Source organism: Xanthobacter sediminis (assembly GCF_043195015.1).
In the GTDB taxonomy this organism is placed as follows: Bacteria; Pseudomonadota; Alphaproteobacteria; order Rhizobiales; family Xanthobacteraceae; genus Xanthobacter.
The window spans coordinates 1-26,949 of sequence record NZ_JBAFWH010000007.1; the positions used below are offsets into that span (position 1 = coordinate 1).

The following is a 26,949-nucleotide window of genomic DNA, read 5'->3' on the forward strand; positions in this document are numbered from 1 at the left end:
TCGGCACGACAGTCCGGCTGCTTCGGCCCGGCTCCGCCTTGCCGCATCGCCGGCCCCCTACTCCAGAGTCCCCCGCATGATCCGCTCGCCGCTCATCACCGTCATGGTCCAGGCCGTCCGCAAGGCCGGCCGCGCCCTCATCCGCGATTTCGGCGAGGTGGAGCAGCTCCAGGTCTCCACCAAGGGCCCGGCGGACTTCGTCTCCGCCGCCGATCGCAAATCGGAAGAGGTGCTGTTCGCCGAGCTGTCGAAGGCGCGCCCCGCCTACGGCTTCCTGATGGAGGAGCGCGGCCGGGTTGAAGGCACGGACGAAGCCAACGAATGGGTGGTGGACCCGCTCGACGGCACCACCAACTTCCTGCACGGCATTCCCATGTTCGCCATCTCGGTGGCGCTGCTGCGCAACGGCGTGCCCATGGCGGGCGTCATATTCAATCCCGCCACCGACGAGCTGTTCGTGGCCGAGTCCGGCCAGGGCGCCTACCTGAACGACCGGCGCCTGCGCGTCGCCGGCCGCCGCAAGCTGGCCGAGTGCGTGGTGTGCTGCGGCCTGCCGCATATGGGCCGCGGCGACCACGAGCAGTTCAACCGTGAGCTCGCCGTAGTGCAGAAGCAGGTCGCGGGCCTGCGCCGCACCGGCTCGGCGGCGCTCGACCTCGCCTGGGTGGCGGCCGGGCGCTTCGACGCCTTCTGGGAACGCAAGCTTGCCTCCTGGGACATGGCGGCCGGGCTGGTGATGGTGCGCGAGGCCGGCGGCTTCGCCTCCGACATGGACGGCGGCGACAAGGCCCTGGAGAAGGGCGACGTGCTCGCCGGCAACGAGCTGATCCACCGCGACCTCCTGCGCCTGCTCAAGAGCGCCTGAGCGGGACGGCCGGCCCCGTCTTGATGCCCGAAGCCCTGGGGCCCGGCTCGACGGGCCCTTGGGAAGGCGGCGCGGCGATGGAACCAGCCTCGCTCCGCTGCGGCCAAGAACCGGAACCGGCGACCCTAAGGCCCTTCCCCCGAAGTCATTTCCTCGCCTCCCTACGAGCGGCAGGGTAGCATCGCGCCCCTCACAGGCGGCAGGCAAGACCGACAATCATCGAGGCGCGATGCGGCCGACGGGCGCGAAGCGGGTAGACAGACGAACGCCCTGCCCCCACCAGCACACCTGCCACGCAGCTCCTTCCCATCCATGGAAGAGCCAGCAGAACCTGGAACTGTTTCCGCTCACCCCAGATCGCGGGAACAGCTATAGACCATTGATACAACGCGTTTCTTCACGCGCACCGGTATCTACTCCGCTTGCAAATGCTCCCCGGCACCGCATCGCACCGGAGCGGAGCGGCGAAACCGATGGGTCGTGGCTTTCACCGCCGCATCCCTCACCGCCGGGCGAACAGCTTCTCCACGTCCTTGAGGGAGAGGGTGACGAAGGTGGGGCGGCCGTGGTTGCACTCGCCGGAATTGGGGGTCGCCTCCATCTCGCGCAGCAGCGCGTTCATCTCCTCGACCCGTAGCCGACGCCCGGCGCGCACGGAGCCGTGGCAGGCCATGGTCGCCGCCACATGCAGCAGGCGCCGCTCCAGCGGCAGCGCGTCGTCCCATTCGGCCGCGTGCTCGGCGAGGTCACGCACGAGCTTCGTCACGTCGGCACCTCGCAGCAAGGCGGGCACCTCGCGCACCAGCACCGCGCCGGGGCCGAAGGGCTCCACCGCCAGGCCCAAAGCGGCGAGATCGGACGCCTTCTCGGCGAGCCGCTCCGCCTCCGCCGGGTCGAGATCCACCACAGCGGGAATGAGCAGGCCCTGGCGGGCGACACCCTCGCGGTCGAGCCCCGCCTTCAGCTTCTCATAGACCAGCCGCTCATGAGCGGCATGCTGGTCCACGAGCACCAGCCCGTCGCGGGTCTGGGCGACGATGTAGGTCTCGTGCAGCTGTGCTCGCGCGGCGCCCAGCGGGCGATCGAGGTCGCCGGGCTCCACCGGTGCCGCGTCGGCCCGCGCATCCGCCGAGGGAGGCGCGATGTCGAAGGCGCCCTGCGCCGGCACGCCGGGCGCATAGGCCCCGCGCGCCGCCTCGGCAACGGCATCCACCCCGGAGGGCGCCTCCGGCGGGCGGGCGGGCGAGGTGCGCCAGTCATAGCCGCCGCGCGGCACGGCCTCCGCCCGCGTCCAGGCGCCGGGCGCGAAGGCGGGGCGCGCCGGGGCGCCGGGCAGCGCGGGGGCCGCCTCCAATTCCGGCGCGCGGGCGAGGGACACCAGGCGGTCGGCGATGGTGCCGGCGGTGCGCGGCACCCGCGCGGCCAGGGCATCGGTGAGGGTGCGCACGATAAGCGCGCGCACGTTGCCGCCGTCGCGGAAGCGCACCTCGGTCTTCGCCGGGTGCACGTTCACGTCCACCTCGCGCGGGTCGAGGGAGAAGAACAGCGCGAGCACCGGGTAGCGGTCCGAGGGCAGCAGATCCGCATAGGCGCCGCGGATGGCGCCCATCAGCAGCTTGTCGCGCACCGGGCGGCCATTCACGAACAGGAACTGGCTGAGGGAATTGGCCTTGGAATAGCTGGGCAGGCCGGCGAGCCCCTCCAGCACCACGCCGCCGCGCTCCCCCTCCACGGGGATGACATTGCGCCCGGTCTCGGCGCCCAGCACGTCGGCGAGGCGCGCGGCGCGCCCCTGCGCATCACGCGCGCGGGCGGGCCACACCTGCGCCGGCTTGTCCTCGGCCACCAGCGTCACCGCCACGTCCGGGCGCGCCAGGGCGAGGCGGCGCACCACATCCACCGCCGCCGCCGTCTCCGCCCGGTCGGATTTCAGGAATTTCAGCCGCGCGGGAGTGGCGAAGAACAGGTCGCTCACCTCCACCCGCGTGCCCTCCCCCAGCGCGGCCGGGCGCGGCGGCGTCACCACCCCGCCGTCCACCCGCACCTCGAAGGCGTGGGGCGCGCCCTTCGGGCGGCTGGCGATGGACAGATGCGCCACCGCGCCGATGGAGGGCAGCGCCTCGCCCCGGAAGCCGAGGGTGGAGATGGCGAGCAGGTCCTCCCCCGCGAGCTTGGAGGTGGCGTGGCGCTCCACGCACAAAGCGAGGTCGTCCGGCCCCATGCCGCTGCCGTCGTCGGTGATGCGCACGAGATCGCGCCCGCCGCCGCGGATGACCACCTCCACCGCGCGGGCTCCAGCATCCATGGCGTTTTCCATGAGCTCCTTCACCACGGCGGCCGGGCGCTCCACCACCTCGCCGGCGGCGATGCGGTCGATCAGCACGGGAGGCAGGCGGCGGATGGTCATGGGCACCGGGCGACTCAGATAAAGGGGAGCGCAGATTGTAGCGCGGATCACGGCGGCGAGCGGGCGGACGCCGGGCGCCGTCCCCGGCTTTACAGTGCCCGCGCGGCGCGAGCATCATCCCGCACGGACCCGCGCCGACACCGGACCTGATGGACGAACCTTCCGAGCAACCGACACCCGACGCCCCGCGCCTCCTGCAGGCCGCGCGGCGCCTGGGCTTGGGGCTCATCGGCCTCGCGCTGCCGCCCACCTGCGTCGTCTGCGGGAAGGTGACGGCGGATGCCGGCGGCCTGTGCGGGGCCTGCTGGGGTGCGCTCGAATTCATCACGCCACCCTTCTGCGCGCGCACCGGCCTGCCCTTCCCCCGCAGCCCCGACGACGAGGCGGGGAGCGCTCCTCCCCATCTTTCCGCCGAGGCCATCGCCCACCCGCCGGCCTTCGACCGCGCCCGCGCGGCGGTGCTCTTCACCCATGGCGGGCGCGACCTGGTGCACTGCCTGAAGTATGCGGACCGGATGGAGGCGGCCGTGCCCATGGCGCGGCTGATGGCGCTCGCCGGGCGCGAACTGATCGCCGAGGCAGACCTCATCGTGCCCGTGCCGCTGCATCCGCTGCGGCTGTGGCGGCGGCGCTTCAACCAGGCTGCCGTTCTGGCGCGCCGCCTCGCGCCTCCCGGTGGCCCGTCAGTGCGCACCGACGTGCTGCGCCGCCGGCGCGCTACCGTCTCGCAGACCCGGCTCGGCCGCCGCGAGCGGCGGGAGAACGTGGCCGATGCCTTCGCCCCGTGCGGCGATGCAGCATCGGAACTGCCGGGGCGGCGCGTGCTGCTGGTGGACGATGTCTACACCACCGGGGCCACCCTCGACGCCTGTGCCCGCGCGCTGCGGCGCGCCGGTGCGGCCGCGCTCACGTTCGCGCGTGTTGTCGACTTCCCCTGAAGCCTTATGATACGTCACTTTCATGACGGCGCTCCCGCCGTCCCACAGGCCCCGAATGTGACGCCCCATGAAGCCGATTGAGATCTACACCAAGAGTTGGTGCCCCTATTGCCATTCCGCCAAGGAATTGCTGCGCCGCAAAGGCTGGACCTTCACCGAGATCGACGTGACCACCGACGCCGAAGGCCAGCAGGAAATGTCGCGGCGTGCCGGCGGGCGCACCACGGTGCCCCAGATATTCATCGGCGACACCCATGTGGGCGGCTGCGACGACCTCTATGCCCTCGACCGCGCCGGCGAGCTCGACCCCCTGGCTGCCTGAGCGCCCCGGCGGCGGCGCCGCGCGCCGCCCCCTTCGGGATGTGATCGGGCCCAGGCGCCGCCCCCCGTGCAAAAAGCGAAGGCTCTCACTATCTTGCATGAGGATGGGGCGTTGCCCCGGCCATGTCCGCACACCAGGCGCGCTGCGGCCCGCCGGATCGCGAAGGCAAGCTGAATGACTTCCCTCGACACCGCCCAAACCCTGCGCGTCGGCCTGGTGCAGTTGCGGACCGGCCGCGATCCCGCCGGCAATCTCGATGCGGCGGCGGCCCTCATCCGCGCGGCGGCGGGGGATGGCGCGCGCTATGTGCAGACGCCCGAGACCACCAACATCATGGAGCTCGACCGCGAGCGCCTGTTCTCGCTGCTCGCGCAGGAGGCGGACGATGCCACCCTCGCCGGCCTCCGGGAGCTGGCGCGCGAGCTCAAGATTCACCTGCACGTGGGCTCTCTCGCCCTCAAGGTTTCCGACACCAAGGCCGTGAACCGCGCCTTCCTCATCGATCCCGAGGGCGAGATTTCCGCCCGCTACGACAAGATCCACATGTTCGACGTGGACCTCGGCAACGGCGAGAGCTATCGCGAATCGAACGCCTACCGCCCCGGCGAGCGGGCGGTGACCGCCGATGTGGACGGCATCCCCGTCGGCCTGTCCATCTGCTACGATCTGCGCTTCCCCGCGCTCTACCGCGCGCTGGCGGAGGCCGGGGCCAAGGTGCTCACCGTGCCGTCCGCCTTCACGCGTCCCACCGGCGAGGCCCACTGGCACGTGCTGCTGCGCGCCCGCGCCATCGAGAACGGCGCCTATGTGCTGGCCGCCGCCCAGGGCGGGCGCCACGAGAACGGGCGCGACACCTACGGTCATTCCCTGGTGGTGGACCCCTGGGGCCGCGTCATCGCCGAGGGCGGCACCGACCCCGGCGTGCTGCTGGCGGAAATCGACCTCAAGGAAGTGGCCTCGGCCCGCGCGCGCATTCCCTCCCTCGCCAACGGCCGCCGCTTCGAGGTGGCCGACAGCCAGCCTTCCGGGCGGCTGCACGTGGTCGGGAGCGCCTCGTGATCCTCTACACGCTGCAGTGCGCCGAGGGACACCGGTTCGAGAGCTGGTTCCCCTCGTCGTCCAGCTATGAGGGCCAGCGCGCGCGCCAGCTTGTGGCCTGCCCCGTGTGCGGCTCCGCCGGCGTGGAGAAGGCCATAATGGCGCCGGCGGTGGCGCGCACCGACAAGATGCCCGCCCCCGCGGCGACCCAGCCGGCGCCCGAGGCGGAGGCGGCCTCCCTCGCCCTGATGTCGGAGCCGGAGACAGCGCTGCGCAACCTCATGCGCAAGGTGCGCGAGCACGTGGTGAACAATTCAGATTACGTGGGCGACGCGTTCGCCGATCTCGCCCGCAAGATGCACGAGGGCGAGGTGGAGCATCGCCCCATCTACGGGGAAGCGACGCGAGAGGAGGTCAAGTCCCTGCGGGAGGACGAGATCGAGGTACTTCCCCTGCCGCTCCTGCCCGATGAACGGAACTGAGGCGCGGCGGCAGAACTCCTACGCCCCAAAAGGCGCGTTCACCCATTTCCCCGGCAAACCGCTTGTCTCGCAAGGCGCTCACGCGCCGCGCAGCCCGTCGCGCCCGACCCCGGATCAGACCGGCGCCGGAGCGGCCTTGCCCGTCGCCACCTTGCCGGAGGCGGATTTCCCCGCCGGGCTCGGCGCCTTCCCTTCGGAAAGGGGCACCTCGTCGTCCACGTCGCCTTCGGTGACGCGCATGCGGTCCATCACCGCCTTCTGCACTTTCTCGAAGGCGCGCACCTCGATCTGGCGCACCCGCTCGCGCGAGACGCCGAACTCGGCTGCGAGGTCCTCCAGGGTCATCGGGTCATCGGAGAGGCGGCGCGCCTCGAAGATGCGGCGCTCACGCTCGTTGAGCACGGACAGGGCGCCGGCGAGGGCCGCACGGCGGTTGTCCAGCTCCTCGCTCTCGGCGAGCTGCTCTTCCTGGTCGAGGCGCTCGTCCACCAGCCAGTCCTGCCACTCCCCGCCCTCGGAATCCTCACGGATGGGGGCGTTGAGGGAAGCATCGCCGCCGAGGCGGCGGTTCATGTCCACCACGTCCTGCTCGCTCACGCCGAGCTTGGTGGCGATCTGCGCCACCTGGTCGGGCCGCAGGTCGCCCTCCTCGAGGGCGGAAATCTGGCTCTTGGCCTTGCGCAGATTGAAGAACAGCTTCTTCTGCGCCGCCGTGGTGCCCATCTTCACGAGGCTCCACGAGCGCAGGATGTATTCCTGGATGGAGGCGCGGATCCACCACATGGCATAGGTGGCGAGGCGGAACCCCTTCTCGGGCTCGAAACGCTTCACCGCCTGCATGAGGCCCACATTGCCTTCCGAGATCACCTCCGAGATGGGCAGGCCATAGCCGCGATAGCCCATGGCGATCTTCGCCACGAGCCGCAGATGGCTCGTCACCAGCTTGTGAGCGGCTTCGCGGTCCCCGTGCTCGCGCCAGCTTTTGGCGAGCATATATTCCTCCTGCGGCTCCAGCATGGGAAACCGGCGGATTTCTTCGAGGTACCGTGTCAGCCCCCCCTCGGCCGAGGGGATGGTCATGGTCTTGGCCTGAGCCATGGAGGTTTCCTCCCGTTCCAGCGACCCCCAAGGCGGGCAGCCGCGCGCGGCCGCGTGTCGCCCGCCGCAACTCTCAACCATACAGAACACATTCGCCGGGGAATAGGTTTCAATCCCTCACGTCGACGCGAGTGCAGTGCGAAATCGACAATGCGTCGCGAAGGGCGGAGAGATCCGCCGGCAGCGGGCTCTCGAACGAGAGGTGCCCGCCGGTCACCGGATGGGCGAAGCCCAGCCGGGCGGCATGTAGCGCCTGGCGGTTAAGGCGCTGCAGCAGCGCCCGCGCCTCCGCGTCGAGCCGCGCCGCCTTGGTGCGGAAACCCAGGCCATAGACCTCATCGCCCAGGAGCGGATGGCCCGCATGCGCCATATGGACGCGGATCTGGTGGGTACGGCCCGTCTCCAGCCGGCATTCCAGCAGGCTCGCCACCGGCGTACCGTCCGCGCCCGCGAAGGTCTCCAGCACCTCCCAGTGGGTGATGGCGTGCCGCCCGCCGGCGCGCACCGCCATCTTCTGGCGGTGGGTGGGATGGCGGTCGAGCGGCGCCTCCACCGTGCCGCGCGGGTCCGGCACGCCCCACACGAAGGCGAGATAGGCCCGCTCCAGCGGGCCGGTGCGGCCATGGTCCGCGAACTGGGCGGCGAGGCCCTGGTGGGCCTTGTCGGATTTCGCGACCACCAGCAGGCCGGAGGTGTCCTTGTCGATGCGGTGGACGATGCCCGGCCGCCGCACCCCGCCGATGCCCGAGAGGCTTTCCCCGCAATGGTGGAGCAGCGCGTTCACAAGCGTGCCCGAGGCATGGCCCGGCGCCGGGTGCACCACGAGGCCCGCCGGCTTGTCGATGACGATGAGGTGCGCGTCCTCGTAGGCCACCGCGAGCGGAATGTCCTCGGCCACCGGCTCGGCCGGCTCGGGCGGCGGCAGCAGCACCGTGAAGATGTCGCCGGCATTGACCCGCCCGGCCGCGTCGCCTACCACACGCCCGCCGCAGCGCACCCGGCCTTCGGCCACGAGGCGCTGGATGCGGGTGCGGCTGAGGTCCGGCGCGAGGCGGGCGAGCACGCGGTCGAGCCGTGCGCCCTGGTCCTCGGCCTCCGCCGCCAGGGTAAGCTCAGGGGCCGGTCCGGCATCGGCGGCTGTGTCGAGCTCAACGTCGAGGATGTCGTCCGCGACGTTCTCGTCCATGATGCGTGCGTCGGTCTTCTTCATTCAACACAGGTCCGCCAAAGGTCGCTCATGTTCCACCGCCCGCCCCCGTCCGACACCCCCGAAGAGGCGCTGACGCCGGAGCAGGAGCGGGTCATCTCCAAGTTCCGGCGCTTCTCCAGCGTGTCCATGCTCATCATGGTGCTGGGCGTGGCCGCGGTGCTGGGTGTCATCAGCTATCGCATGATGCGCGGCAAGCCGCTCGCCACCGGCGAGGTCACCGCCTTGCTGCCGAAGGGCGCGAAGATCACCTCCACCGCCGTTTCCGGCGACGTGGTGCTGGTGGTGCTCGACGTCAACGGCGCCACGGAGCTGCGCACCTTCGACCTGCGCACCCTCTCCCCCGCCGGCCGCCTGCGCTTCGCCGCGGAGCCCTGAGGCATCCGGCACCGGCCTCCCCTCCAGGCAATGCCGCGGAAGGAGAAGGCCGCGCTGCGCTATTGCAGGGAGCCCTCGCCGTCCCCCGGCATGCGGGCCAGCAGCATCTGGGTGATGGCCACCAGCATGTCGGCGCGTGCTTTCAGAGTCTCGGCCTCCAGCAGCGCCTGCTTTTCGAGCGCGCCGTAGGGCGACATGACGCACAGGGTGTTCACCAGCATCTCGGTGCCCGCCTCGCGGATGCCGTCCCAGTCCGCTTCCAGCTTGTTGGCGTCGAGGAAGGCGGCGAGCGCCTCCAGCAGCGCGCTGCGGTCCACCTCCGCCTCGCCGGCCGGCGCGAAGTCCGAGGCGAACGGCGCGGCGTCGATGCGCACCTGCCGGTAGGGGGTCGTGACGTCCAGCTCCTCCACGATCCGATAGCGGCAGATGCCCGTGAGGGTGATGAGATAGCGCCCGTCTCCGGTCTCGCTGAACTCGGTCAGGCGGCCGAGGCAGCCCACCTTGTGCAGCGCGGGGCCGTGCGTGGTGGCGGACGCCGCCTCGTCCGGCTGCACCATGCCGATGAGGCGTGCGCCACCGAGCGCCGCGTCCACCATGGCGAGATAGCGCGGCTCGAAAATGTTGAGCGGCAGTTCCGCCCGCGGCAGCAGCAGGGCGCCGGTGAGCGGAAACACCGGAATCACCGGCGGCAGGTCCGCCGGCGACAGATATGACGTGTTGGAGGCCACGGGGCAGTTTTCCTCGGTGGGCGCCTTCAGGCGAACATGATCGCCGACAGCTTCTTGCGGCCGGAAAGGGTGAGCGGATCGGTCGGGCCCCACGCCTCGAACAGCTGCAGGAGCTGCTTGCGGGCGGCATCCTCGTTCCAGGCGCGATCGCGCTTGACGATGTCGAGCAGGTGGATGAGCGCATCCTCGCGCCGGCCGCGGGCATTCAGCGCCAGGGCAAGCTCGAACCGCGACTGGTGGTCTGTGGGATCGACATCCACCTTGGCCTCAAGCGTCGCGAGGTCGCCCAGGGACGCCGCCTGCTCGGCCAGCTCCACCGCGGCGCGGGCGGCCGAGATGGCGGGGTCTCCGGCCTTGTCGGCGGGCACGGTGGCGAGGGTGGCTTTGGCCTGCTCCAGCGCGCCGGCCTGCACCTGGGTGCGCACGAGGCCGGAAAGGGCCGCAAGATTCGCCGGATCCTCGCCCAGCACCGCGGCGAAGATCTCGGCCGCGCCGGCCAAGTCGTTCTCCGCCAGCGCCGCCTCGGCGGAGGCGAGCACCTCGGCCAGATTGTCGCCTTCGTCGCCACCGGTCAGGCGGTCCACGAAGTCCTTCACCTGCCCTTCCGGCAGGGCGCCCATGAAGCCGTCCACCGGCTGGCCGTTCACGAAGGCATAAACGGTGGGGATGGACTGGATGCCGAGCTTGCCGGGAATGATCGGATGATCATCGATATTCATCTTGGCAAGGCGCACCTTGCCCTTGGCCGCCTTCACCACCTTCTCCAGCAGCGGGCCGAGGCTCTTGCAGGGGCCGCACCAGGGCGCCCAGAAATCCACCAGCACCGGGCGGTGCTTGGACTCCTCCATGACGTCCTTCATGAAGCTCTCGGTGGTGACATCGATGATGTCACCGGCGGGGGCCGCCCCGCCATTGCCCGTGCCCGCTGCCGCGCCGCTGGCGCCCGGCTGATTGAACAGCATGTTCCGGCTCCTCGATCCCTGCCCGCGACCCCGCGGCCACGCCTCGCCCATAGATGGGGCGCGAGCGGCGCGGCGCAATCGCCTCGCCCGCCTTCTAGCCTGTTCCCCGCCCGAGCGTAATCCCAAAGCCTGCCAGCGCCGCCGCGCGGACGGGCGATGCCGCATCGGCCACCCGCATGATAGACTATAGTCGATCAGGATCACCTCTCCAGACGTCGCCTCCTCAGGAGCCGCCCTCATGAGCGAAAAGACCGGCGAAGACCTCCCCTCCCCCGCCGGGGCGGGACCGGCCGTGCCCACCAAGCTGACCACCACCAAGACCCGTTGGGCCGAGGAGCGGCGCTTCATCACCGGCGCCCCCGCGACGCCCGGAAAGGCGCGCCTGCCGCCCGGCCAGCACCTGGTGCAGGACTGGCCGGTGCTCGACCTCGGGGAACAGCCCGAGGTGCCGCTCAAAGCCTTCCGGCTCGATGTCACCGGCGCGGTGGAGGCCCCCGCCTCCTGGGACTGGGAGGCCTTCCTCGCCCTGCCGCAGAGCCGCCTCGTCAGTGACATCCACTGCGTCACCACCTGGTCGCGCTACGACAACGCGTGGGCGGGGGTCTCGACCCGCACCCTCCTCGACCTCGTGCGCCCGAGGCCCGAGGCCCGCGCCGTGATGCTGCGCAGCCACGACGGCTACACCACCAACCTGCTGCTGGAAGACTTCGCCGATGCGCAGGCCCTGGTCGCCCATTCCTGGGAAGGCGCGCCGCTGACACGCCTCCATGGCGGGCCGGCGCGGCTGGTGGTGCCGCACCTTTATTTCTGGAAAAGCGCCAAGTGGCTGCGCAAGATCGAGTTCCTAACCGCCGACCGACCCGGCTTCTGGGAGCGGCGCGGCTACCATATGCGCGGCGAGCCCTGGGCCGAGGAGCGCTATTCGGACGACTAGCCCCCTGGCGCGCCGGCTTCCCGCTGCGCCGGCCCCGGCGCCCAGGGCCGGCGCACGGGTTCGCTCACGCCGTCCGGATCGTCTTCAGGAAGCGCCGCATCTCCGTTTCGAGCTTGGTGGCCTGGTCGGAGAGGGCGGCGGCGGCGGAAAGCACGTGACCGGCTGAATCACCGGTCTCGTCGGCGGTCTGGGCCACCTTGGAGATGTGCGCGCTCACGGTATTGGTGCCGGTGGCGGCCTGATCGACGTTGCGCGCGATCTCGCGTGTCGCGACGCCCTGCTCCTCCACCGCAGCGGAGATGCTGGAGGCGACATCGTTCATCTTGCGGATCTGGCCGCCGACGCTCTCGATGACCTGCACGGCCTGCCTGGTGCTGGTCTGGATGGCGCCGATCTGGCTCTCGATGTCCTCCGTCGCCTTCGCGGTCTGGGTGGCGAGGGCCTTCACCTCGGAGGCGACCACGGCAAAGCCCTTGCCGGCATCTCCGGCGCGGGCCGCCTCGATGGTGGCGTTGAGGGCGAGCAGATTGGTCTGCCCGGCAATGCTGGAGATGAGGCCCACCACATCGCCGATGCGCGACGCCGCCTGGGCGAGGTCCTGCATCACCTTTCCGGTCTTCTCCGCCTCGGTGACCGCCACATCGGACATCTGGGCGGACTGCTGCACCTGACGGCCGATCTCATCCACCGACGAGCCCAGCTCCTCGGCGGAAGACGCCACCATCACCACATTTGTCGAGGCCTGCTCGGCGGCGGCGGCGACGGCGGTGGATTGCTCGGACGTGCGGCGCGCGGCCTCGGCCATGGCGCGGGCGGTGCCGTGCAGCTGGCTGGATGCGGAGGCGACGCCACCGATGATGGCGCCCACCACGCTCTCGAACTCGCCGGCAAGCTTCAGCATGCTCTCGCGGCGCTCCACCTCGGCCCTCTCACGGGCTGCGCCGGCCTCGGCCTCGAGCGCGGCATTGCGGGCCATTTCCTGCTTGAAGACGAGCATCGCCTTCGCCATGCCGCCGATCTCGTCGCGGCGCTGGGTGTTGGGGATGTCGATGGAGAGCTGCCCCCCGGCGAGCGCCTCCATGGCGGACGTGAGACGGGAGATCGGGCGCGTGACCCGGTCGATGACCACGACGAGGCCCACGCCCCCAACGCCCAGCGCCAGCACCAGCAGACCGGCATAGGACAGCAATGTGTACCAGGAATGGGTGGCGATGCCGCCCGCCTCGTCGGCGAGGCTATCCATGGCGGCCAGACCCACGGCAGCCAGGCTTTCCAGGGAAGCGATGGACTTCGAGCGCCACAATTCAGTGTCGATGCTGGGCACCGTGCCCGCGGAGAGCTCCTCGGTCAGCTTCTGACGCAGGCTCGCCATATCACCTGAGAAATAGGCCTGCTCGGCGGCGGCGACAGCGACCTTCAGCGTTTCCGGAATGTCGGAGCCGCTGGACATGGACTGCACTTCGTTCCACGCCGTCTGCACCTTTGCGTTCTGCTCGGCTACAGCGATGCTCTTGGCCGCCGTGAATGCGGTCTTGGTGCGCAGCGCCGCGCTGATGAGGACGGAGGCGTCACCGGCCGCGACGCGCGCGGTGCCTGCGGCGGAGCGCAGCACGATGAAGCGCAGCAGGCTGGGCTCAAGCCCGCGGATCTCGCGCTCGACGGCATCTGTGGTCTGCTCGAGCTGGCTCAGAATGGAGAGGGATTGTGTGATCACGCGGCCGGCAAGCTGAGTGTCACGGGCCTCGACGGGGAGCTGAAGCGCCGCGTCGACCTCGGAGCGCTGCCGATTGATGGCCGAGACCACCGTGCCCAGCCGCTCGGCAGCCGCTTTCGCCACCGGCTGGCCAATCTCATTGAGCTGCGCAAGAGCCTCGCTCAGGCCCTTATCGGCGACGGCGCGACGCTCCATCATCTTGCTGATGACCGGCTGCGCCTTCTCCGCCGGCAGGGGCAGCACCGAGCCTACGTCCGCGCGCTCCACGCGATAGGCGGAATAGGCGCTGAACAGGCTCTGGTCCACACGCACGTAGCTCGCGGCGGCTTCAGCACTCTGGTTCCGGCTGTATGCGGAGATGAGCGAACTGAGGCTGATGGCCGCCAGAATCGCAGCGATAACCGAAAATAGGACGATCAGCGTCGTCTTGATCGAGAAGTTCATGTCTTGCGCCCCCACCCTACTATCGAGGTAGGGCGCGGGGCTGGCCTGGGGCTTGCGACCGACTCACGCGTCGCAAACAGATGAAGCTTTCGCTTCCCGGCTCAGGATCTATTCTTTGAAACGACGGCAACCGCCGCCGAAATTTACAATCCGAAGTTGCCAGAAAGCCGCAGCACCGCCGGGGCTGAACACTTCGGCTCCGGACCCATGGCGACATTGACGTCGCCTCTTCTTCCCCAACGGCATGTGCGACTTCGACGCGAATGAAGCCGCAGACGCGCGCGAAGACGGAGCTGAAGGCAGCCCACTCTTCCGCGCCGGGTCCGAATGGGATGAGCAGCGTGACGCCACGGGCGAAGGCCACGTCGCGACAGGCCTTTGCTTCATACCGCCGACGGCGCCCTGAAGCGCCCGCGCTCAGCCCTGCTTCTCGCCGTTCAGCAGGGCGATGACCTGCACTGCCGCCCGCTCACCCGATTGCCATGCCCCGCTCACCGTGCCCCACAGGGTCTCGTGGGCGTGCTCGCCCGCGAAGACGAGGCGGCCGGCCACCACCTCCAGGAAGGCGCGGCGCATGTTGCCGGCGCCCGGCTGGGCGCACGACATGGAGCCGAGCGCGAACGGTTCCCGTCCCCAGGCCGTGCTGTGCACGCGGCCGATGCGCCGGGCCGCGTCGGCGCCGAACTCGCGGCCGATGGCTTCGGCCAGCACCGCGCGCACGCCCTGCGGCGAGGCGCTTTCAAGCTGCTGTGCGAAGGCGCCGCCCACATCGAGGCTGTAGAGCGCCGTGCCGGCGAGGCGGGTACGCAGCGCGTAGCCCTGGGACCCCTCAATGCGGAAATAGACGGTTTCGTCCGGAAGAAAGCCCGCGGGCGCGCCCGGCCACTCGAAGACGATGTGGTCGAAGCTGCCGAGCGTGACGCGCTCCACCGCCGCCCGCTGCCGGGCCGGAAGCTGGGGAATGCGCAGCTTGCCGGCGGCGATGACGCTGGGCGGCGCCGCCACGATGACATAGCGCGCGACGACGTTGCCCCGGCCGGTGGTGACCACCGCGCGCCGACCGCCCAGCTCCACCGAGCGGGCGGCGGAATCGAGCTGAACCGCCAGCGGCGCCGCGAGGCTCGCGACCAGGGCACCGACGCCCTGGCGGCAGACCTCGGCGCGGCCGCGATCCTCGGCGCGGGCCACGTCCACGGTGGAGATGGCGTCGAGGTTCTTGGCGCGCAGGAAAGGGCCCACCACGAAGCGGGCGGCATCCGACCACGGGCCGAGGTCCGGCACCACGCGGGCCGCCGGCAGGTCGCGCCCGGCATCCCCCGCCGCCACGATGGCCCGCTCCGCCCGGCGCACCGCACCCACGAACTCCTCGTATTCCGGATCCCGCGCCTCCTTGCCGCCGAGATAGAGGCGCCCCGCCTCCGGCGCGGGGGAAAGATCGAAGCCCGCCGCCCGGCCGAGGGTGGGCAGCGGGGTTGCGGCGGGGAAATCGAGCCGGTTCGCCCCGAAATCGAGCGGCACGCCGAACGGCTGGCTATCGGTGAAGGTGCGCCCGCCCACGCGGCGGGAGGCCTCGATGAGGGTGTAGCTCACCCCGGCCTCGGCCAGCTTGCGGGCGGCGGCGATGCCGGCCGCGCCGGCGCCGATGACGACCACGTCCGGCTGGCCGGTCTGCCCGAGGGCGGCGTAGGGCACGCCGGCGAGCACCAGCGCCGCGCCGGCCTTCAGCAGGCGGCGGCGGTCGAGCGGGCGGCCGAGGGCGCGCCGGAACGGATCGGGAGAGAGCGTGGACACGGCGCGCACGCTAGCACGCCGCCCGCCGCCGTGCGAGAGGCCGCGCTCAGCTCTTGCGCTCCGCCACGAAGCGAGCCGCCGCCTTGAGGATGGTGCCGCGCGGGCCGAACGGTGCCAGGGCGTCTTCGGCATCGCGCACCAGCGCGGCGAGCACGACGCGCGCCTCCACGAGGCCCAGCCGGGAAACCAGGGTGCCCTTTCCGGCCGCCTCGTCCTTCCCCACCTTCTTGCCCACCGCGTCGGCCGTGCCCTCCACGTCCAGGATGTCGTCGGCGATCTGGAAGGCAGCGCCGAGGGCGCGGCCATAGGCGGCGAGCGCGGCGCGCTCCCCCTCATCCGCCCCGCCCAGCACCGCCCCGGCCTCGGCCGAGAACAGCAGGAGGGCGCCGGTCTTCATGGCCTGGAGCCGGCGGATCTCCTCTGCCGGCAGAGCAAGCGGTTCGCCGCCGTCGAAGCGGCCTTCGGCGGCGAGGTCCAGCATCTGCCCGCCCACCATGCCGCCGAGCCCCGCGGCGCGGGCGAGCATGCGCACCAGCTCCACCCGCACCCGCGGCTCGGGGTGGGCGTCCTCCCCCGCCAGGAGGTCGAAGGCCAAGGTCAGCAGCCCGTCGCCGGCGAGGATGGCGGTGGCCTCGTCGAACGCCCGGTGGACGGTGGGGCGGCCGCGGCGCAGGTCGTCGTCGTCCATGGCGGGCAGGTCGTCATGGATGAGGGAATAGCAGTGCACGCATTCCACCGCCGCCGCCGCTGTGACCGCCTGGACGGAGGACAGGCCGAACAGGGCCGCGGCCTCGATCACCAGGAACGGGCGCAGCCGCTTGCCGCCGCCGAGCGCCCCGTGGCGCATGGCCGCCAGCAGGCGCACGGGCCGCTCCCCCTCCCCCGGAAGGGCGACATCGGCGAGGGCAGCGGCAAGGCGCGCCTCGGTCACGGCGGCGGCGGCATCGAGGCGGAGGGCGAGGGAGGTGGTCACGGGGAACCTTCGGACAGGACGGGCCGCGCGGCGCCGGTGGGAAACCATGCGCGCCGCCACCCGGTTGACGCATCGACCGGGGTGCCCCAACCAGGGGGCAAGGTCAAGACGCGGGCGGGGGCGCCTGTGGCACCGATGCACCGGCCCGCGCGGGAGGAGGCTCCATGATCCGTTTCCTGGCACAGCTCTGCCTGGCGCTCCTCGCCATCCCGCTGACGCTGTCGGTGCTCTACAATTTCGCGAATCCCGCCTCCACGCTCATGCTCTACCGGCTGGCGACCGGGCAGCGGGTGGAGCGGATCTGGACGCCCATCTCGCAGATGTCGCCCACGCTGGTGCGCACGGTGGTGGCCTCGGAGGACACGCGCTTCTGCAGCCACATCGGCATCGACATCACCGAGATGCGCAACGTGGCGGAGAAGGCGGACGACCTGGAGGACCTGCGCGGCACCTCCACCATCACCATGCAGGTGGTGAAGAACCTGTTCCTGTGGCAACGCCCGGAGGTGCCCCGCAAGCTGCTGGAAATCCCGCTGGCCCTGTGGCTCGACCTCGTCATGAGCAAGCGGCGCATCATGGAAATCTACCTCAACATCGCCGAATGGGGGCCGGATGGCACCTTCGGCGTGGCGGCGGCCTCGCGCGAGGCGTTCGGCCTGTCGCCCGCGCGGGTAGGCGCCGGACAGGCGGCGCTGCTCGCGGTGATGCTGCCCAACCCCCTGCGCCGCAGCGCCGGCAATCCCGGCCCCGGCATGCAGCGCCTCGCAGCCCGGCTGGAGGCGCGCGTGCCGCGCGAGGCGGCGGACATGATCGCCTGCCTCCACCTGCGCGATTGAGCCCCCAAAATGGCGCACGGTGAGGCGGGGAGCTTGATTGTGCCGTCTTTTGTCGCCACATGGGCGCCAAGGAGACTCCGCCCCCGATGCCTGCTGATGCGCCCTCGCCCGACACCTCTGCCGCGGCCCCGTCCCGCCCGCCCATGAGCCCCTTGCTGAAGATCGGCCTGGAGGTCGGTCCGCTGGTGCTGTTCTTCGCCGCCAACGCCTATGGCGGCATCTATGTGGCCACCGGCGCTTTCATGGTGGCGACCTTCGCCGCCCTCGCGGCCATGTGGGTGCTCGCCCGGCGGATCGCGGTGATGCCGCTGGTGTCGGCGGCGGTGGTGCTGGTGTTCGGCACCCTGACCCTGTGGTTGCAGGACGACCACTTCATCAAGCTGAAGCCCACCATGGTGAACGCCGCCTTCGGGCTGCTGCTGCTGGGCGGCCTCGTCGCCAGGAAGCCGCTGCTGCCTTATGTGTTCGACGGCATGGTGAAGCTGACCGACGAGGGCTGGCGGGCGCTCACCATTCGCTGGGGCGTGTTCTTCCTGGTGATGGCGGTGGTGAACGAGGTGGTGTGGCGCAGCTTCTCCACCGATACCTGGGTCGCCTTCAAGACCTTCGGCTACCTGCCGCTCACCCTGGCCTTCGCCATGGCCCAGGCGCCGCTCATGTCGCGTTACGAGCTGAAGGACGGCGCGGAGAGTCTTCCGCGGCAGAATTGACGGCCGGCGGGACCCAAGCCTGTTGACGGGCGTGCCCGCGATCCCCATAAGCCGACCAGAGGGCGTGGAATGCTGACGAAAAAGGGCAAATACGGGCTGAAGGCGGCGGTGCATCTGGCACGCCTGCCGGCGGGCGGCTCCACCCAGGTGGCCGACATCGCCGAGGCCAACAACATCCCCAAGAAGTTCCTGGACGTGATCCTGGGCGAGCTGCGCAATGCCGGCTTCCTGGCCAGCAAGAAGGGCAAGCTCGGCGGCTACCGCCTCGCCAAGCCGGCCGAGGACATCCTGGTGGGCGACATGATCCGCGCCCTGGACGGACCGCTCGCGCCCTTCCCCTGCGCCAGCCGCAACGCCTACGAGCCGTGCGAGGACTGCGACGTGACCACCTGCGAGGTGCGGCTCATGATGGTGCGGGTGCGCGACGCCATCGGCACCGTGCTCGACACCACCACCCTCGCCCAGATGCGCGATCTCTCCCACGAGGCGCTCACATCCTTCGTGGACTACATCTGAGAACATCGGCCCCGGCCTTTGGCCGGCGGCAGGCGGGCTTCGCCCGAATGCCACGCGGCGCTGAAGGCGCCTGAGAAAAGCTCACGGGCCTTAGGCGTGATCCCGCGCGCGCCCGCTACTCACTGCTGGGCGGCCAGAAACCGGCGAAAGCGCACCAGCGCCACCGAGAAGAACAGCATGCCGATGGCGAAAGTGGCGAGGAAGCGGGGCCACACCGTCTCCATGCCCGCCCCCCGATAGAGGATGGCCTGCGCGAACGCCACGAACTGCGTGGAGGGCGAGGCCTGCATGGCCGCCTGCAGCCATTGGGGCATGCTCTCCAGCGGCGTGAAGCCGCCCGACAGCATGTTCATGGGCAGCACAACCAGGAAGAACAGCAGCCCGAACTGGGGCATGGAGCCCGAAAGGGTGCCGAGGAATATGCCCAGCGCCGCCGAGAAGAACAGGTAAAGCGCGGTCCCCGCCAGGAACAGCCCCACCGAGCCGGCGATCTCCATCCCCATCACCCCCTTCAGCACCACCACGATGGAAAAGGCGGTGCCCGCCAGGATGACCGCGCCGTTGGCGAGGATCTTCGCCAGCATGATCTCGGACGGGCGCACCGGCAGCACCAGCAGGTGCTCCAGCGTGCCGTGCTCGCGCTCGCGGATCAGCGCCGCCCCGGCGAGCAGCACCGAGAGCATGGTGACATTGGTGATGAGCCCCATGGTGCCCGTGAACCAGGAGGATTCGAGCCCCTGGTTGAAGGCGACCCTGATCTTCAGCTCCGCCGGCGTCGCCACGTCCCGCCCCGTGCGGGAGACGAAGCGGTTCACCTCCTGCAGGAAAATGCCGGAAATGTCGGTGGCGCCGAGGCCCGCCTGCATGAGCGCGGTGGCATCTATGAGGAGTTGCACCGTGGGCGTTCGGCCCGCCAGCACGTCCGCCTGGAAATCCGGCGGGAAGTTCAGCACGAAGGTGTAGCGGGCGGCGTCCATGCCCTTGTCCACCTCGCCGGGCTGCAGCGAGACCGGCGGCTGGAAGCGCGGCGGCAGCAGTGCGTCGAGGATGGCGTGGGACAGGGCCGAATTGTCCTCGTCCACCACGCCCACGGTGGCGCGGTTGAGGTCGTGCTTCATGCCGTTGGCCTGGATGTAGATGGCCGCCGTGAAGGCATAGAGCACGAGGATCAGCAGCGCCCGGTCCCGCCACAGGCTGATGAGCTCCTTGACGAGGAGCTGCCAGACGTTGCCGGCGCGGGCGGCGAGCCGGGCCTTCAGGCCGCGGGGCGGGGGGGCGTGAACGGGCATCGCCATCTCACGTCTCCTGCTTGCGCAGGATGGTGTGCGCCAGCAACAGCAGCGCCGGCCAGAACGCCGCCGTGACCAGGATGAAGGGCAGGAGCTCCATGAAGCCCAGCCCCTTGGTGAAGGCGCCGACGCTGATGCGCATGAAGTAGGTGGTGGGGAAGAAGGTGCCCACCGCCCAGGCCGCGCCCTCCAGCGTGGCGACCGGCTGGAGCAGGCCCGAGAACTGGGTTGCCGGCATCATGGTGCCAATGGCGGTGCCGAACAGGGCCGCCACCTGGGTGTTGGTCAGGGTGGAGGAGACGAGCCCGATGGCGGTGGTGGCGAGCACATAGACGATCGCCCCCAGCAGCAGCCCCAGGAACGAGCCCTTCAGCGGCACCCCGAACAGGAACAGCGCGAGCCCCACCATGACGAAGAAGTTGAACACCGCCACCACCACGTAGGGCGCCTGCTTGCCCAGCAGGAATTCCAGCTTCGTCACCGGCGTCACATAGAGGTTGGTGATGGAGCCCAGCTCCTTCTCCGTCACCACCCCCAGCGCCGTGAGGATGGCGGGGATGAAGATGAGCATGAGCGCAATCACCGCCGGCACCATGGCGTCCACCGAGCGGAACGACTGGTTGTAGCGGTAGCGCATCTCCAGGCTCGCGGCGGTGGAAAGGGTGCCGCCGGCCGTCTCCGCCGCCTGCTGGAGGAACTGGGTGTGCACCTGTTGCACGTAGCCCTGGATGGTCTCGGCCCGGAACGGCATGGCGCCATCGATGGTGACGAGCACCTCGGTGGGCCGCCCGGCCCGCAGGTCGGCGCCGAAGCTCGGCGGCAGCTCGATGGCGAAGGCGATGTCATTGGCCTTCAGCCGGCGGTCGAGGTCGGCGGGGTCGGTGATGGGCCGCTCGGCCACGAAATAGGTGGAATGGGCGAAGCCATCGACATAGGCGCGGCTCTCGGCGGTCTGGTCGCGGTCGAGCACGGCGAAGCGCAGCTTGTCCACGTCGAGGGTGATGCCGTAGCCGAAGATGATCATGAGGAGGGCGGTGCCGAGCAGCGCGAAGGCGAGGCGCACCGGATCGCGCCGCAGCTCCAGGCTTTCCCGCCAGGCATAGGCGCCGAGCCGGGCCCAGGAGAAGCTCTTGCGCCGCGCGGGCGCGGCGGCCGGTGGCGGCAGGCGGGCGTCGGTCTGCGCCTCGCGGCCGCCCATCTCCATGTAGGCGATGAAGGCCTCCTCCAGGGAGGGCGCCTTCTGCGCCGCCTTCAGCTCCTCCGGGGTACCGGTGGCGATGACGCGGCCCGCGTGCATGAAGGAGATGCGGTCGCACCGCTCCGCCTCGCCCATGAAATGGGTGGAGACGAAGATGGTCACCCCCTCCTCCCGCGAGAGGCGCTGCAGGTGGTCCCAGAAGCCGTCGCGCGCCACCGGGTCCACGCCCGAGGTGGGCTCGTCGAGGATCAGCAGCTCGGGATCGTGCAGGATCGCCACCGCCAGCGACAGGCGCTGGCGCACGCCCAGCGGCAGGCCGTCGGAAAGGGCGTCGAGGTGGTCATCGAGATCGAAATCTGCGGTGAGCCTGGCGATGCGCGCGGCCGCCGCCTCTTTCTCCAGGGAGAACAGGCGCGCGTGCAGCTCCAGGTTCTGCCGCACGGTCAATTCGCCGTAGAGCGAGAAGGCCTGGGACATGTAGCCCACCCGCCGGCGGCTCTCAATGTCGGAGGGGTCCACCGGCACGCCGAACAGCAGCGCCTCGCCCTCGCTCGCGGGCAGGAGGCCCGTGAGCATCTTCATGGTGGTGGACTTGCCGCAGCCGTTGGAGCCGAGGAAGCCGAAGATCTCGCCGCGGCGGATCTTGAAGGTCACGTGGTCCACCGCCACGAAATCCCCGAACCGGCGCGTGAGCCCGCGCGATTCGATGGCGATGGGCGCGTCGTCCGGAATGGGGGCGCTCGGCGTGGCCCCGTCCCCATTGCCGCGCCGGTCCTGCGGCAGGAGCGAGATGAAGGCCCGCTCCAGATTGGGCTGTCCGGTCTTCTCCAGCAGGGTGGCGGGGCTGTCGTCGGCGAGGATGCGGCCGTCGTCCACCATCACCACGCGCTCGAAGCGCGCCGCCTCCTCCATGTCGGAGGTGGCCACCAGCAAGGTGAGGTGCGGCCGGTCGGCACGGATGGTCTCCACGAAATCCCAGAACTGCCGGCGCGAAAGGGGATCGACGCCGGTGGTGGGCTCGTCCAGCACCAGCAGGTCGGGGTCGTGCACCAGGGCGCAGCACAGGCCCAGCTTCTGCTTCATGCCGCCGGAGAGCTTGCGCATGAGCCGCCCGGCGAAAGGCGTGAGGCCGGTGGCCTCCAGCAGCGGGGCCACCCGCGCGCCCTTGGCATCGGCATTCTCGCCGAACAGGCGGGCGAAGAAGGCGATGTTCTCCGCCACCGTGAGGTTGGGGTAGAGATTGCGCCCCAGGCCCTGGGGCATGAAGGCGATGCGCGGCTGCGCGAGATCGCGCGCGCGGCGGGTGGCGAGATCCGCCCCCAGCACCTCCACCCGCCCCTCCTGGATGCGCTTGGCACCGGTGATGAGCCCGAGGAGGGTGGACTTGCCCACCCCGTCCGGCCCCACCAGCGCCACCGAGGCCCCCTCTGTGATGGAGAGGTCGATGCCATCCACGGCGAGGGTCTTGCCATACCGATGGCGGATGCCCGAAAGCCGCAGCGCCGCGGCCGGCGCGCCTGCGGGGTCGCCGCCGGCGGTCACGGCCGGCTCCGCCACGGGGCGAACCTCACTTCGGCACCCCAGCCGGCGCGGGCGCGGCCGGCTTCGCCCCATCGGCCTTTTGAGCGTCTATGGCCACCGGAACGGCCTTGGACGCCTCGGGCTCACGTGGGGAGGCGGCTTCCTGCACCAAATCGGAATCGAGCCAGCTCGGCCACTGGGCGGTGGAATCAAGCCGCACGTAGCCCACCCCGGTCACGCCGGTCTTGGCCTGGGCGATGTACTTCTCCACCAGCGCCTGGGGAATGCGGAGCTTCACGCGGAACATCATGCGGTCGCGCTCGCTCTGGGTCTCCACCTGTTTGGGGGTGAACTGGGCGCGCGCCGAGACGAACGACACATTGGCCGGCACTGCCCGGTCCGGCAGCGGTTCCAGCAGCAGCCGAGCCTCGGTGCCGAGAGCGACGCGACCGGCATCGGCGGCGGGCAGGAAGACGGTCATGTAGACATTGGAGAGGTCGAGCAGGGTCAGCACCTTGCCGCCCGCTGCCAACACCTCGCCGGGCTCGGCGAGGCGGTAGAGCACGCGGCCGAACTTGGGCGCCACCAGCGTGCCGTCCTGCACCAGCCGGGTCAGGCGCTCCACCTCGGCCTCGGCGGCGCGGATGGCGGATTCGCTGGCGGCGAGGCTGCTCTCCGCCGCCGCCAGGGCGGCCTGGGCGGTGAGCTTGGTGGTGCGATACTGGTCCACCTTCTGCTCGGTGGTGAAGCCCTTCTCCACCAGGGTGGTCTGGCGCTCCAGCTCCTTGGTGGCGAGGTCGAGCTCGCCCTTGCGCTGCTCCACCACGTGGGTCGCCGTGTCGCGGGACTTGATGGCCTGCACCTCCTGCGCCTGGGCTGTGCGCAGGGCGGCGGCGGTCTCCGCCACGTCCATGTGGGCCACCACCTGGCCCTCATTCACGAAGTCCCCCTCCTCCACCAGCACGTCGAGCACGCGGCCGGGGGCCTTGGTGGCCACGTCCACCTCGGTGGCCTCGATGCGTCCGTTGCCCGAGGCAAAGCCCGGCGGCAGCGCGCGGGAGCGGGAGGCGAGGTAATAGGCGCCATAGCCGCCGAGGGCGATCACGGCGAGGAACAGGACGATGAACGACAGGGTCCGCTTCATCGACGACATGTCTCCCGGACAGGCGGCGGGGTTCTGGCGCGCCGGGGAGGCGTCGCCGCGATCCGCAGCGGAGGGTTGTCCTCTTCTCCCACACTTCCCGGTGATACCGCAATGCGGCATCACCCGTCCGCGGGGAACCCTCAGGCGGGGTTGTCCAGGTTGAACTGGCGGGCCTGGGCGTCATAGCCGAACAGCTCCGCGTAGCGCCCCCACGAGATGGCGGTGTGCAGCGTCGTCTCCGCGAACTCCTCGGACATGTAGTCCTCGAGCTCTCCGGCGAAGCGCGCGAACGGGGCGCGGTGGGCCGGCCGCTCGTCGAGCACGCGCCTGATGAGGGCCGCGAGCGCCACGTGGGCCAGCATGTGCTCGGCGAACAGGCGCTTGCGATCGTCCACATCGGAGGCGACGAAACGGAACCCCTCCTCGGTCAGGGTCACGTCGCCATTGGCGAGGTCGGCGAAGCGCAGGAGCTGGAGCGCCTCCACCGCCGGAAAGAGCTTGTCCACCTCCATCCGCAGCGTCTCGGCCAGTTCCGGCAGGTCGGCGCGGCCGCCGAAGGGCGAGGCGGCGACCGTCTCCATGAGGCCGGAGAGCACGTTGGTGGAGACGGCGGGCAGGATAAGCCCCATGCCGATGCCCGCCCCGGCATCGCCCGCCGTGATCTTGCGCGGCTCGAGCGGCGACTGGGTCATGCGGCCGTAGATGTCGTCCACCAGCCGGCGGAAGGCGGGATCGGTGCGGTGGCGCGGGTGCGGCAGCTCGATCCGTAGCTCGGTGGCGACCCGGCCGGGATTGGAGGAGAAGATGAGGACGCGGTCGCACATCAGCACCGCCTCCTCGATGTTGTGGGTGACCATGAGGATGGATTCGATGGGCAGGCGCCCCTCGGACCACAGGTCGATGATGTCGGTGCGCAGGGTTTCGGCGGTGAGCACGTCGAGGGCGGAGAAGGGCTCGTCCATCAGCATCAGGCGCGGATGCACCACCAGGGCGCGGGCGAAGCCCACCCGCTGGCGCATGCCGCCCGAGAGCTCCTTGGGATAGGCGTTCTCGAAGCCGTCGAGGCCGATGAGGTCGATGGCCTCCAGCGCGCGGCGGCGCCGCTCGGCCGCGTCCACGGCAAGCGCCTCCAGGCCCAGCTCCACGTTCTGCAGCACCGTGAGCCACGGGAACAGCGCAAAGCTCTGGAACACGATGGAGAGCCCGTCGCACGGGCCCGTCACCGGCTGCCCGCACCAGCGCACGTCGCCGTCGGTGGGCCGCAGCAGGCCGGCGATGATGCGCAGCAGGGTGGACTTGCCCGAGCCGGAACGGCCCAGCAGGCCCACGATCTCCCCGCGCCGGATGTCGAGGGAGACGTCGTCGAGCACCACGAGGTCCGCGTTGTCGCCCTTGTGGTAGATCTGGTGCACGCCCGCGAGGTGGACCAGGGACGAGGGGTCCGCGGCGAGCGCGCCGCCGGCGGTCATGCTGTCGGAGATGCCGTTGGTCATGAGAGCCTCCCCTGCGATCAGTCGAGCCGCGTGCGCCGCGCGGCGAGCACGTACATGGGGCGCCACAGCAGGCGGTTGAATAGAAGCACATAGGCCGACATGACCGCGACGCCGAGCACGATGCGCGGATAGTCGCCCGCCGTGGTGGCGTCCGCGATATAGGAGCCGATGCCCTGCGCTTTCAGCGTGGTGGAGCCCCAGCTCGCCACCTCGGCGACGATGGAGGCGTTCCAGGAGCCGCCGCTGGCGGTGATGGCGCCCGTCACATAATAGGGGAAGATGCCCGGCAGGATCACCTTCCGCCACCAGTTCCAGCCGCCCACGTGGAAGGTGGCGGCGGCCTCCTTCAGGTCGTTGGGGAACACGCTGGCGCCGGCGATCACGTTGAACAGGATGTACCACTGGGTGCCGAGCACCATCAGCGGCGACAGCCAGATATCCGGATCGAGCCCGAACCGGACGATGAGCACCACCGCGAACGGGAACACGATATTGGCCGGGAACGCGGCCAAGAACTGCGCCAGCGGCTGCACCCGCTCCGCCACCCGTGGCCGGAGCCCGATCCACACGCCGATGGGCACCCAGATCAGGCTCGCCAGGGCGATCAGCACCAGCACCCGCACCAGGGTGAGCGAGCCGAGCCAGGCCACATGGGCAAGGTCGCTCCAGGCCAGCTCGGTGGCCACGAACCGCGCGATGGACACCAGCGCATAGGCCGTGACCGCCAGCACGATCGCGATCCAGGCCCAGTCCGCCCAACGGCGGCCGAGAGCAGCGCGGGCCGCCTGCGGCACCGGCGCCTCGAAGCGCTGGCGGGCGGTCCACGCAAGCGCCGCCCCCACCGGGGCGAGCACGATCCGCAGCAGCCGGCCGCGGCGCATGGCATCCAGCAGCCACGACTTGGGCGCGGTGGCGCCCGCCGAAAGCTCCACCCGGAACCGGTCCGCCCAGGCCACCAGCGGCCGGAACAGGATCTGGTCATAGAGCAGGATGACGACCAGCATGGCCCCCACCGCCCAGCCCACGGCGGCCAGGTCGCTCTGCTGGATGGCGAGCGCCACGTAGGAGCCGATGCCCGGCAGGGTGTAGGTGACGTTGCCCACCGAGATGGCCTCCGAGGCCACCACGAAGAACCAGCCGCCCGACATGGACATCATGGCGTTCCACACCAGGCCCGGCATGGCGAACGGCACCTCGAGGCGCCAGAAGCGCTGCCACGACGAGAGATGGAACGCCTGCGAGGCCTCTTCCAGGTCGTGCGGGACGGTCTTCAGCGACTGGTAGAAGCTGAAGGCCATGTTCCAGGCCTGGCTGGTGAAGATGGCGAAGATGGCTGCGAGCTCGACCCCGATCACCTGCCCCGGAAACATCGCCATGAAGCCCACGACGGTGAACGACAGGAAGCCGAGGATGGGCACCGACTGCAGGATGTCGAGGATGGGGATGAGCACCATCTCGGCGCGCCGGCTCTTGGCCGCGAGCGCGCCATAGAGGAGCGTGAAGGCCACCGAGGCCGCCATCGCCGCCAGCATCCGCAAGGTGGTGCGCAGGGCGTACTCAGGCAGCATCTCCGGATCGAGCGAGACCGGATACTGGTCGAGGGCCGAGATGGGCACCAGCGTCTCGCTCCCGCCGTGGGAGATGAGGATGATGACGCCGAAGATCAGGCTGAACGCCAGCCCGTCCCAGAGGTTCGGTGCGTGGCGGGCGACGACTCCGACGGCCGAGGGATGCTGAAAGCGCGTCATGGTGGGGCCGAGGCGTGGGAGGAAGCGGAAAGCCCTGAATGCAGGCGAGCATACGTAGCGCGTGTAACAGACCGAACACAGACACGGCCAAGCACGGACACGAGCAGCCCGCATTCCGGCGGCAACCCGAGGGCCCCTGCATCGCGGGCACCGGCACGTTTGCCCGCCGGATGGGGCCCGAAAGGCATGCGCACCGCACCGTCCCGCCGCGGG

At 70.4% G+C, this 26,949-nt stretch carries 23 protein-coding genes; 10 read left to right on the forward strand and 13 right to left on the reverse strand.

The window, feature by feature from the left end; translation table 11 throughout:
• Positions 1-76 precede the first annotated feature (76 nt).
• Positions 77-865 carry an inositol monophosphatase family protein gene (locus tag V5F61_RS10835; protein ID WP_393988176.1) on the forward strand — a complete coding sequence of 263 codons (789 nt, stop codon included), beginning with the start codon at positions 77-79 and terminating at the stop codon, positions 863-865.
• A 502-nt stretch (positions 866-1,367) separates the two neighbouring features.
• Here the strand turns inward: V5F61_RS10835 and mutL are convergent.
• The gene (gene mutL / locus V5F61_RS10840; RefSeq protein ID WP_393988175.1) at positions 1,368-3,272 is read right to left on the reverse strand and encodes a DNA mismatch repair endonuclease MutL; all 1,905 of its coding nucleotides are present in this window, start codon (positions 3,270-3,272) and stop codon (positions 1,368-1,370) included.
• Between the two features lie 149 nt (positions 3,273-3,421).
• Here mutL and V5F61_RS10845 point away from each other — a divergent pair, with 149 nt between their 5' ends.
• From V5F61_RS10845 to V5F61_RS10860, 4 genes are all read left to right on the forward strand, one after another.
• Positions 3,422-4,210 (forward strand): ComF family protein, encoded by a 789-nt coding sequence (locus tag V5F61_RS10845; RefSeq protein ID WP_393988174.1) that lies wholly within the window; start codon positions 3,422-3,424, stop codon positions 4,208-4,210.
• A 67-nt stretch (positions 4,211-4,277) separates the two neighbouring features.
• Positions 4,278-4,532 (forward strand): glutaredoxin 3, encoded by a 255-nt coding sequence (gene grxC, locus V5F61_RS10850; RefSeq protein ID WP_393988173.1) that lies wholly within the window; start codon positions 4,278-4,280, stop codon positions 4,530-4,532.
• A 174-nt stretch (positions 4,533-4,706) separates the two neighbouring features.
• Positions 4,707-5,591: a carbon-nitrogen hydrolase family protein gene (locus V5F61_RS10855; protein WP_393988172.1), complete on the forward strand. Its 885-nt coding sequence runs from the start codon at positions 4,707-4,709 to the stop codon at positions 5,589-5,591.
• The gene (locus tag V5F61_RS10860; protein WP_393988171.1) at positions 5,588-6,052 is read left to right on the forward strand and encodes a DUF1178 family protein; all 465 of its coding nucleotides are present in this window, start codon (positions 5,588-5,590) and stop codon (positions 6,050-6,052) included. Before V5F61_RS10855 ends, V5F61_RS10860 begins: the two co-directional genes overlap by 4 nt.
• Before the next feature lie 114 nt (positions 6,053-6,166).
• Here V5F61_RS10860 and rpoH read toward each other — a convergent pair whose 3' ends face one another.
• Both rpoH and V5F61_RS10870 read right to left on the reverse strand, forming a co-directional pair.
• Positions 6,167-7,150 (reverse strand): RNA polymerase sigma factor RpoH, encoded by a 984-nt coding sequence (gene rpoH / locus V5F61_RS10865; protein ID WP_393988170.1) that lies wholly within the window; start codon positions 7,148-7,150, stop codon positions 6,167-6,169.
• 109 nt (positions 7,151-7,259) lie between these two features.
• Entirely contained in the window at positions 7,260-8,360 is a 1,101-nt protein-coding gene (locus V5F61_RS10870) for an RluA family pseudouridine synthase (RefSeq protein WP_393988169.1), read from the reverse strand.
• A gap of 27 nt (positions 8,361-8,387) precedes the next feature.
• Between V5F61_RS10870 and V5F61_RS10875 the strand changes: the two genes are divergently transcribed.
• Positions 8,388-8,735, forward strand: coding sequence for a hypothetical protein (locus V5F61_RS10875; protein WP_393988168.1), 348 nt, complete (start codon positions 8,388-8,390; stop codon positions 8,733-8,735).
• 59 nt (positions 8,736-8,794) lie between these two features.
• Here V5F61_RS10875 and V5F61_RS10880 read toward each other — a convergent pair whose 3' ends face one another.
• Together V5F61_RS10880 and trxA are read right to left on the reverse strand one after the other, a co-directional pair.
• Positions 8,795-9,463 carry an LON peptidase substrate-binding domain-containing protein gene (locus V5F61_RS10880; RefSeq protein WP_393988167.1) on the reverse strand — a complete coding sequence of 223 codons (669 nt, stop codon included), beginning with the start codon at positions 9,461-9,463 and terminating at the stop codon, positions 8,795-8,797.
• 26 nt (positions 9,464-9,489) lie between these two features.
• On the reverse strand, positions 9,490-10,425 hold the full coding sequence (gene trxA / locus V5F61_RS10885; RefSeq protein ID WP_393988166.1) for a thioredoxin: 936 nt from the start codon (positions 10,423-10,425) through the stop codon (positions 9,490-9,492).
• A 238-nt stretch (positions 10,426-10,663) separates the two neighbouring features.
• Between trxA and V5F61_RS10890 the strand changes: the two genes are divergently transcribed.
• Positions 10,664-11,359: a sulfite oxidase-like oxidoreductase gene (locus tag V5F61_RS10890; protein WP_393988165.1), complete on the forward strand. Its 696-nt coding sequence runs from the start codon at positions 10,664-10,666 to the stop codon at positions 11,357-11,359.
• 64 nt (positions 11,360-11,423) lie between these two features.
• Here V5F61_RS10890 and V5F61_RS10895 read toward each other — a convergent pair whose 3' ends face one another.
• The 3 genes from V5F61_RS10895 to V5F61_RS10905 form a co-directional block, all read right to left on the reverse strand.
• On the reverse strand, positions 11,424-13,517 hold the full coding sequence (locus V5F61_RS10895) for a methyl-accepting chemotaxis protein (RefSeq protein WP_393988164.1): 2,094 nt from the start codon (positions 13,515-13,517) through the stop codon (positions 11,424-11,426).
• 417 nt (positions 13,518-13,934) lie between these two features.
• Positions 13,935-15,317 carry a flavin monoamine oxidase family protein gene (locus V5F61_RS10900; RefSeq protein WP_393988163.1) on the reverse strand — a complete coding sequence of 461 codons (1,383 nt, stop codon included), beginning with the start codon at positions 15,315-15,317 and terminating at the stop codon, positions 13,935-13,937.
• Between the two features lie 37 nt (positions 15,318-15,354).
• A complete protein-coding gene (locus tag V5F61_RS10905) occupies positions 15,355-16,329 on the reverse strand; it encodes a polyprenyl synthetase family protein (RefSeq protein WP_393988162.1) in 975 nt (324 codons plus the stop codon).
• Positions 16,330-16,445: 116 nt separating this feature from the next.
• On the opposite strand from V5F61_RS10905, the gene V5F61_RS10910 reads away from it, so the two are divergent.
• The 3 genes from V5F61_RS10910 (at position 16,446) to V5F61_RS10920 (ending at position 18,343) form a co-directional block, all read left to right on the forward strand.
• Complete coding sequence (locus V5F61_RS10910) at positions 16,446-17,117, forward strand: biosynthetic peptidoglycan transglycosylase (RefSeq protein WP_393988161.1); 672 nt, start codon at positions 16,446-16,448, stop codon at positions 17,115-17,117.
• Between the two features lie 86 nt (positions 17,118-17,203).
• Positions 17,204-17,827, forward strand: coding sequence for a septation protein A (locus V5F61_RS10915; protein ID WP_393988160.1), 624 nt, complete (start codon positions 17,204-17,206; stop codon positions 17,825-17,827).
• Between the two features lie 69 nt (positions 17,828-17,896).
• Entirely contained in the window at positions 17,897-18,343 is a 447-nt protein-coding gene (locus tag V5F61_RS10920; protein WP_393988159.1) for an RrF2 family transcriptional regulator, read from the forward strand.
• 119 nt (positions 18,344-18,462) lie between these two features.
• Here V5F61_RS10920 and V5F61_RS10925 read toward each other — a convergent pair whose 3' ends face one another.
• The 5 genes from V5F61_RS10925 to V5F61_RS10945 all read right to left on the reverse strand — a co-directional run bounded on the left by V5F61_RS10925 (position 18,463) and on the right by V5F61_RS10945 (position 26,736).
• Entirely contained in the window at positions 18,463-19,632 is a 1,170-nt protein-coding gene (locus tag V5F61_RS10925; protein ID WP_393988189.1) for an ABC transporter permease, read from the reverse strand.
• A 7-nt stretch (positions 19,633-19,639) separates the two neighbouring features.
• Positions 19,640-22,387, reverse strand: coding sequence for a ribosome-associated ATPase/putative transporter RbbA (gene rbbA / locus V5F61_RS10930; RefSeq protein ID WP_393988158.1), 2,748 nt, complete (start codon positions 22,385-22,387; stop codon positions 19,640-19,642).
• 10 nt (positions 22,388-22,397) lie between these two features.
• Positions 22,398-23,495, reverse strand: a complete 1,098-nt coding sequence (locus V5F61_RS10935; protein WP_394104037.1) for an HlyD family secretion protein — start codon at positions 23,493-23,495, stop codon at positions 22,398-22,400.
• A gap of 140 nt (positions 23,496-23,635) precedes the next feature.
• Complete coding sequence (locus tag V5F61_RS10940; RefSeq protein WP_393988188.1) at positions 23,636-24,964, reverse strand: ABC transporter ATP-binding protein; 1,329 nt, start codon at positions 24,962-24,964, stop codon at positions 23,636-23,638.
• Positions 24,965-25,005: 41 nt separating this feature from the next.
• The gene (locus tag V5F61_RS10945) at positions 25,006-26,736 is read right to left on the reverse strand and encodes an ABC transporter permease (protein ID WP_393988156.1); all 1,731 of its coding nucleotides are present in this window, start codon (positions 26,734-26,736) and stop codon (positions 25,006-25,008) included.
• Between the last annotated feature and the right edge of the window lie 213 nt (positions 26,737-26,949).

What these genes read in the sequence shown, in the direction of transcription:
- V5F61_RS10835 (WP_393988176.1), top strand. Translation starts at nt 77, where the DNA reads ATGATCCGCTCGCCGCTCATCACCGTCATGGTCCAGGCCGTCCGCAAG.
- mutL (WP_393988175.1), bottom strand. Translation starts at nt 3,272, where the DNA reads ATGACCATCCGCCGCCTGCCTCCCGTGCTGATCGACCGCATCGCCGCC.
- V5F61_RS10845 (WP_393988174.1), top strand. Translation starts at nt 3,422, where the DNA reads ATGGACGAACCTTCCGAGCAACCGACACCCGACGCCCCGCGCCTCCTG.
- grxC (WP_393988173.1), top strand. Translation starts at nt 4,278, where the DNA reads ATGAAGCCGATTGAGATCTACACCAAGAGTTGGTGCCCCTATTGCCAT.
- V5F61_RS10855 (WP_393988172.1), top strand. Translation starts at nt 4,707, where the DNA reads ATGACTTCCCTCGACACCGCCCAAACCCTGCGCGTCGGCCTGGTGCAG.
- rpoH (WP_393988170.1), bottom strand. Translation starts at nt 7,150, where the DNA reads ATGGCTCAGGCCAAGACCATGACCATCCCCTCGGCCGAGGGGGGGCTG.
- V5F61_RS10870 (WP_393988169.1), bottom strand. Translation starts at nt 8,360, where the DNA reads ATGAAGAAGACCGACGCACGCATCATGGACGAGAACGTCGCGGACGAC.
- V5F61_RS10875 (WP_393988168.1), top strand. Translation starts at nt 8,388, where the DNA reads ATGTTCCACCGCCCGCCCCCGTCCGACACCCCCGAAGAGGCGCTGACG.
- trxA (WP_393988166.1), bottom strand. Translation starts at nt 10,425, where the DNA reads ATGCTGTTCAATCAGCCGGGCGCCAGCGGCGCGGCAGCGGGCACGGGC.
- V5F61_RS10890 (WP_393988165.1), top strand. Translation starts at nt 10,664, where the DNA reads ATGAGCGAAAAGACCGGCGAAGACCTCCCCTCCCCCGCCGGGGCGGGA.
- V5F61_RS10895 (WP_393988164.1), bottom strand. Translation starts at nt 13,517, where the DNA reads ATGAACTTCTCGATCAAGACGACGCTGATCGTCCTATTTTCGGTTATC.
- V5F61_RS10905 (WP_393988162.1), bottom strand. Translation starts at nt 16,329, where the DNA reads ATGGTTTCCCACCGGCGCCGCGCGGCCCGTCCTGTCCGAAGGTTCCCC.
- V5F61_RS10910 (WP_393988161.1), top strand. Translation starts at nt 16,446, where the DNA reads ATGATCCGTTTCCTGGCACAGCTCTGCCTGGCGCTCCTCGCCATCCCG.
- V5F61_RS10915 (WP_393988160.1), top strand. Translation starts at nt 17,204, where the DNA reads ATGCCTGCTGATGCGCCCTCGCCCGACACCTCTGCCGCGGCCCCGTCC.
- V5F61_RS10920 (WP_393988159.1), top strand. Translation starts at nt 17,897, where the DNA reads ATGCTGACGAAAAAGGGCAAATACGGGCTGAAGGCGGCGGTGCATCTG.
- V5F61_RS10925 (WP_393988189.1), bottom strand. Translation starts at nt 19,632, where the DNA reads ATGCCCGTTCACGCCCCCCCGCCCCGCGGCCTGAAGGCCCGGCTCGCC.
- V5F61_RS10935 (WP_394104037.1), bottom strand. Translation starts at nt 23,495, where the DNA reads ATGAAGCGGACCCTGTCGTTCATCGTCCTGTTCCTCGCCGTGATCGCC.
- V5F61_RS10940 (WP_393988188.1), bottom strand. Translation starts at nt 24,964, where the DNA reads ATGACCGCCGGCGGCGCGCTCGCCGCGGACCCCTCGTCCCTGGTCCAC.
- V5F61_RS10945 (WP_393988156.1), bottom strand. Translation starts at nt 26,736, where the DNA reads ATGACGCGCTTTCAGCATCCCTCGGCCGTCGGAGTCGTCGCCCGCCAC.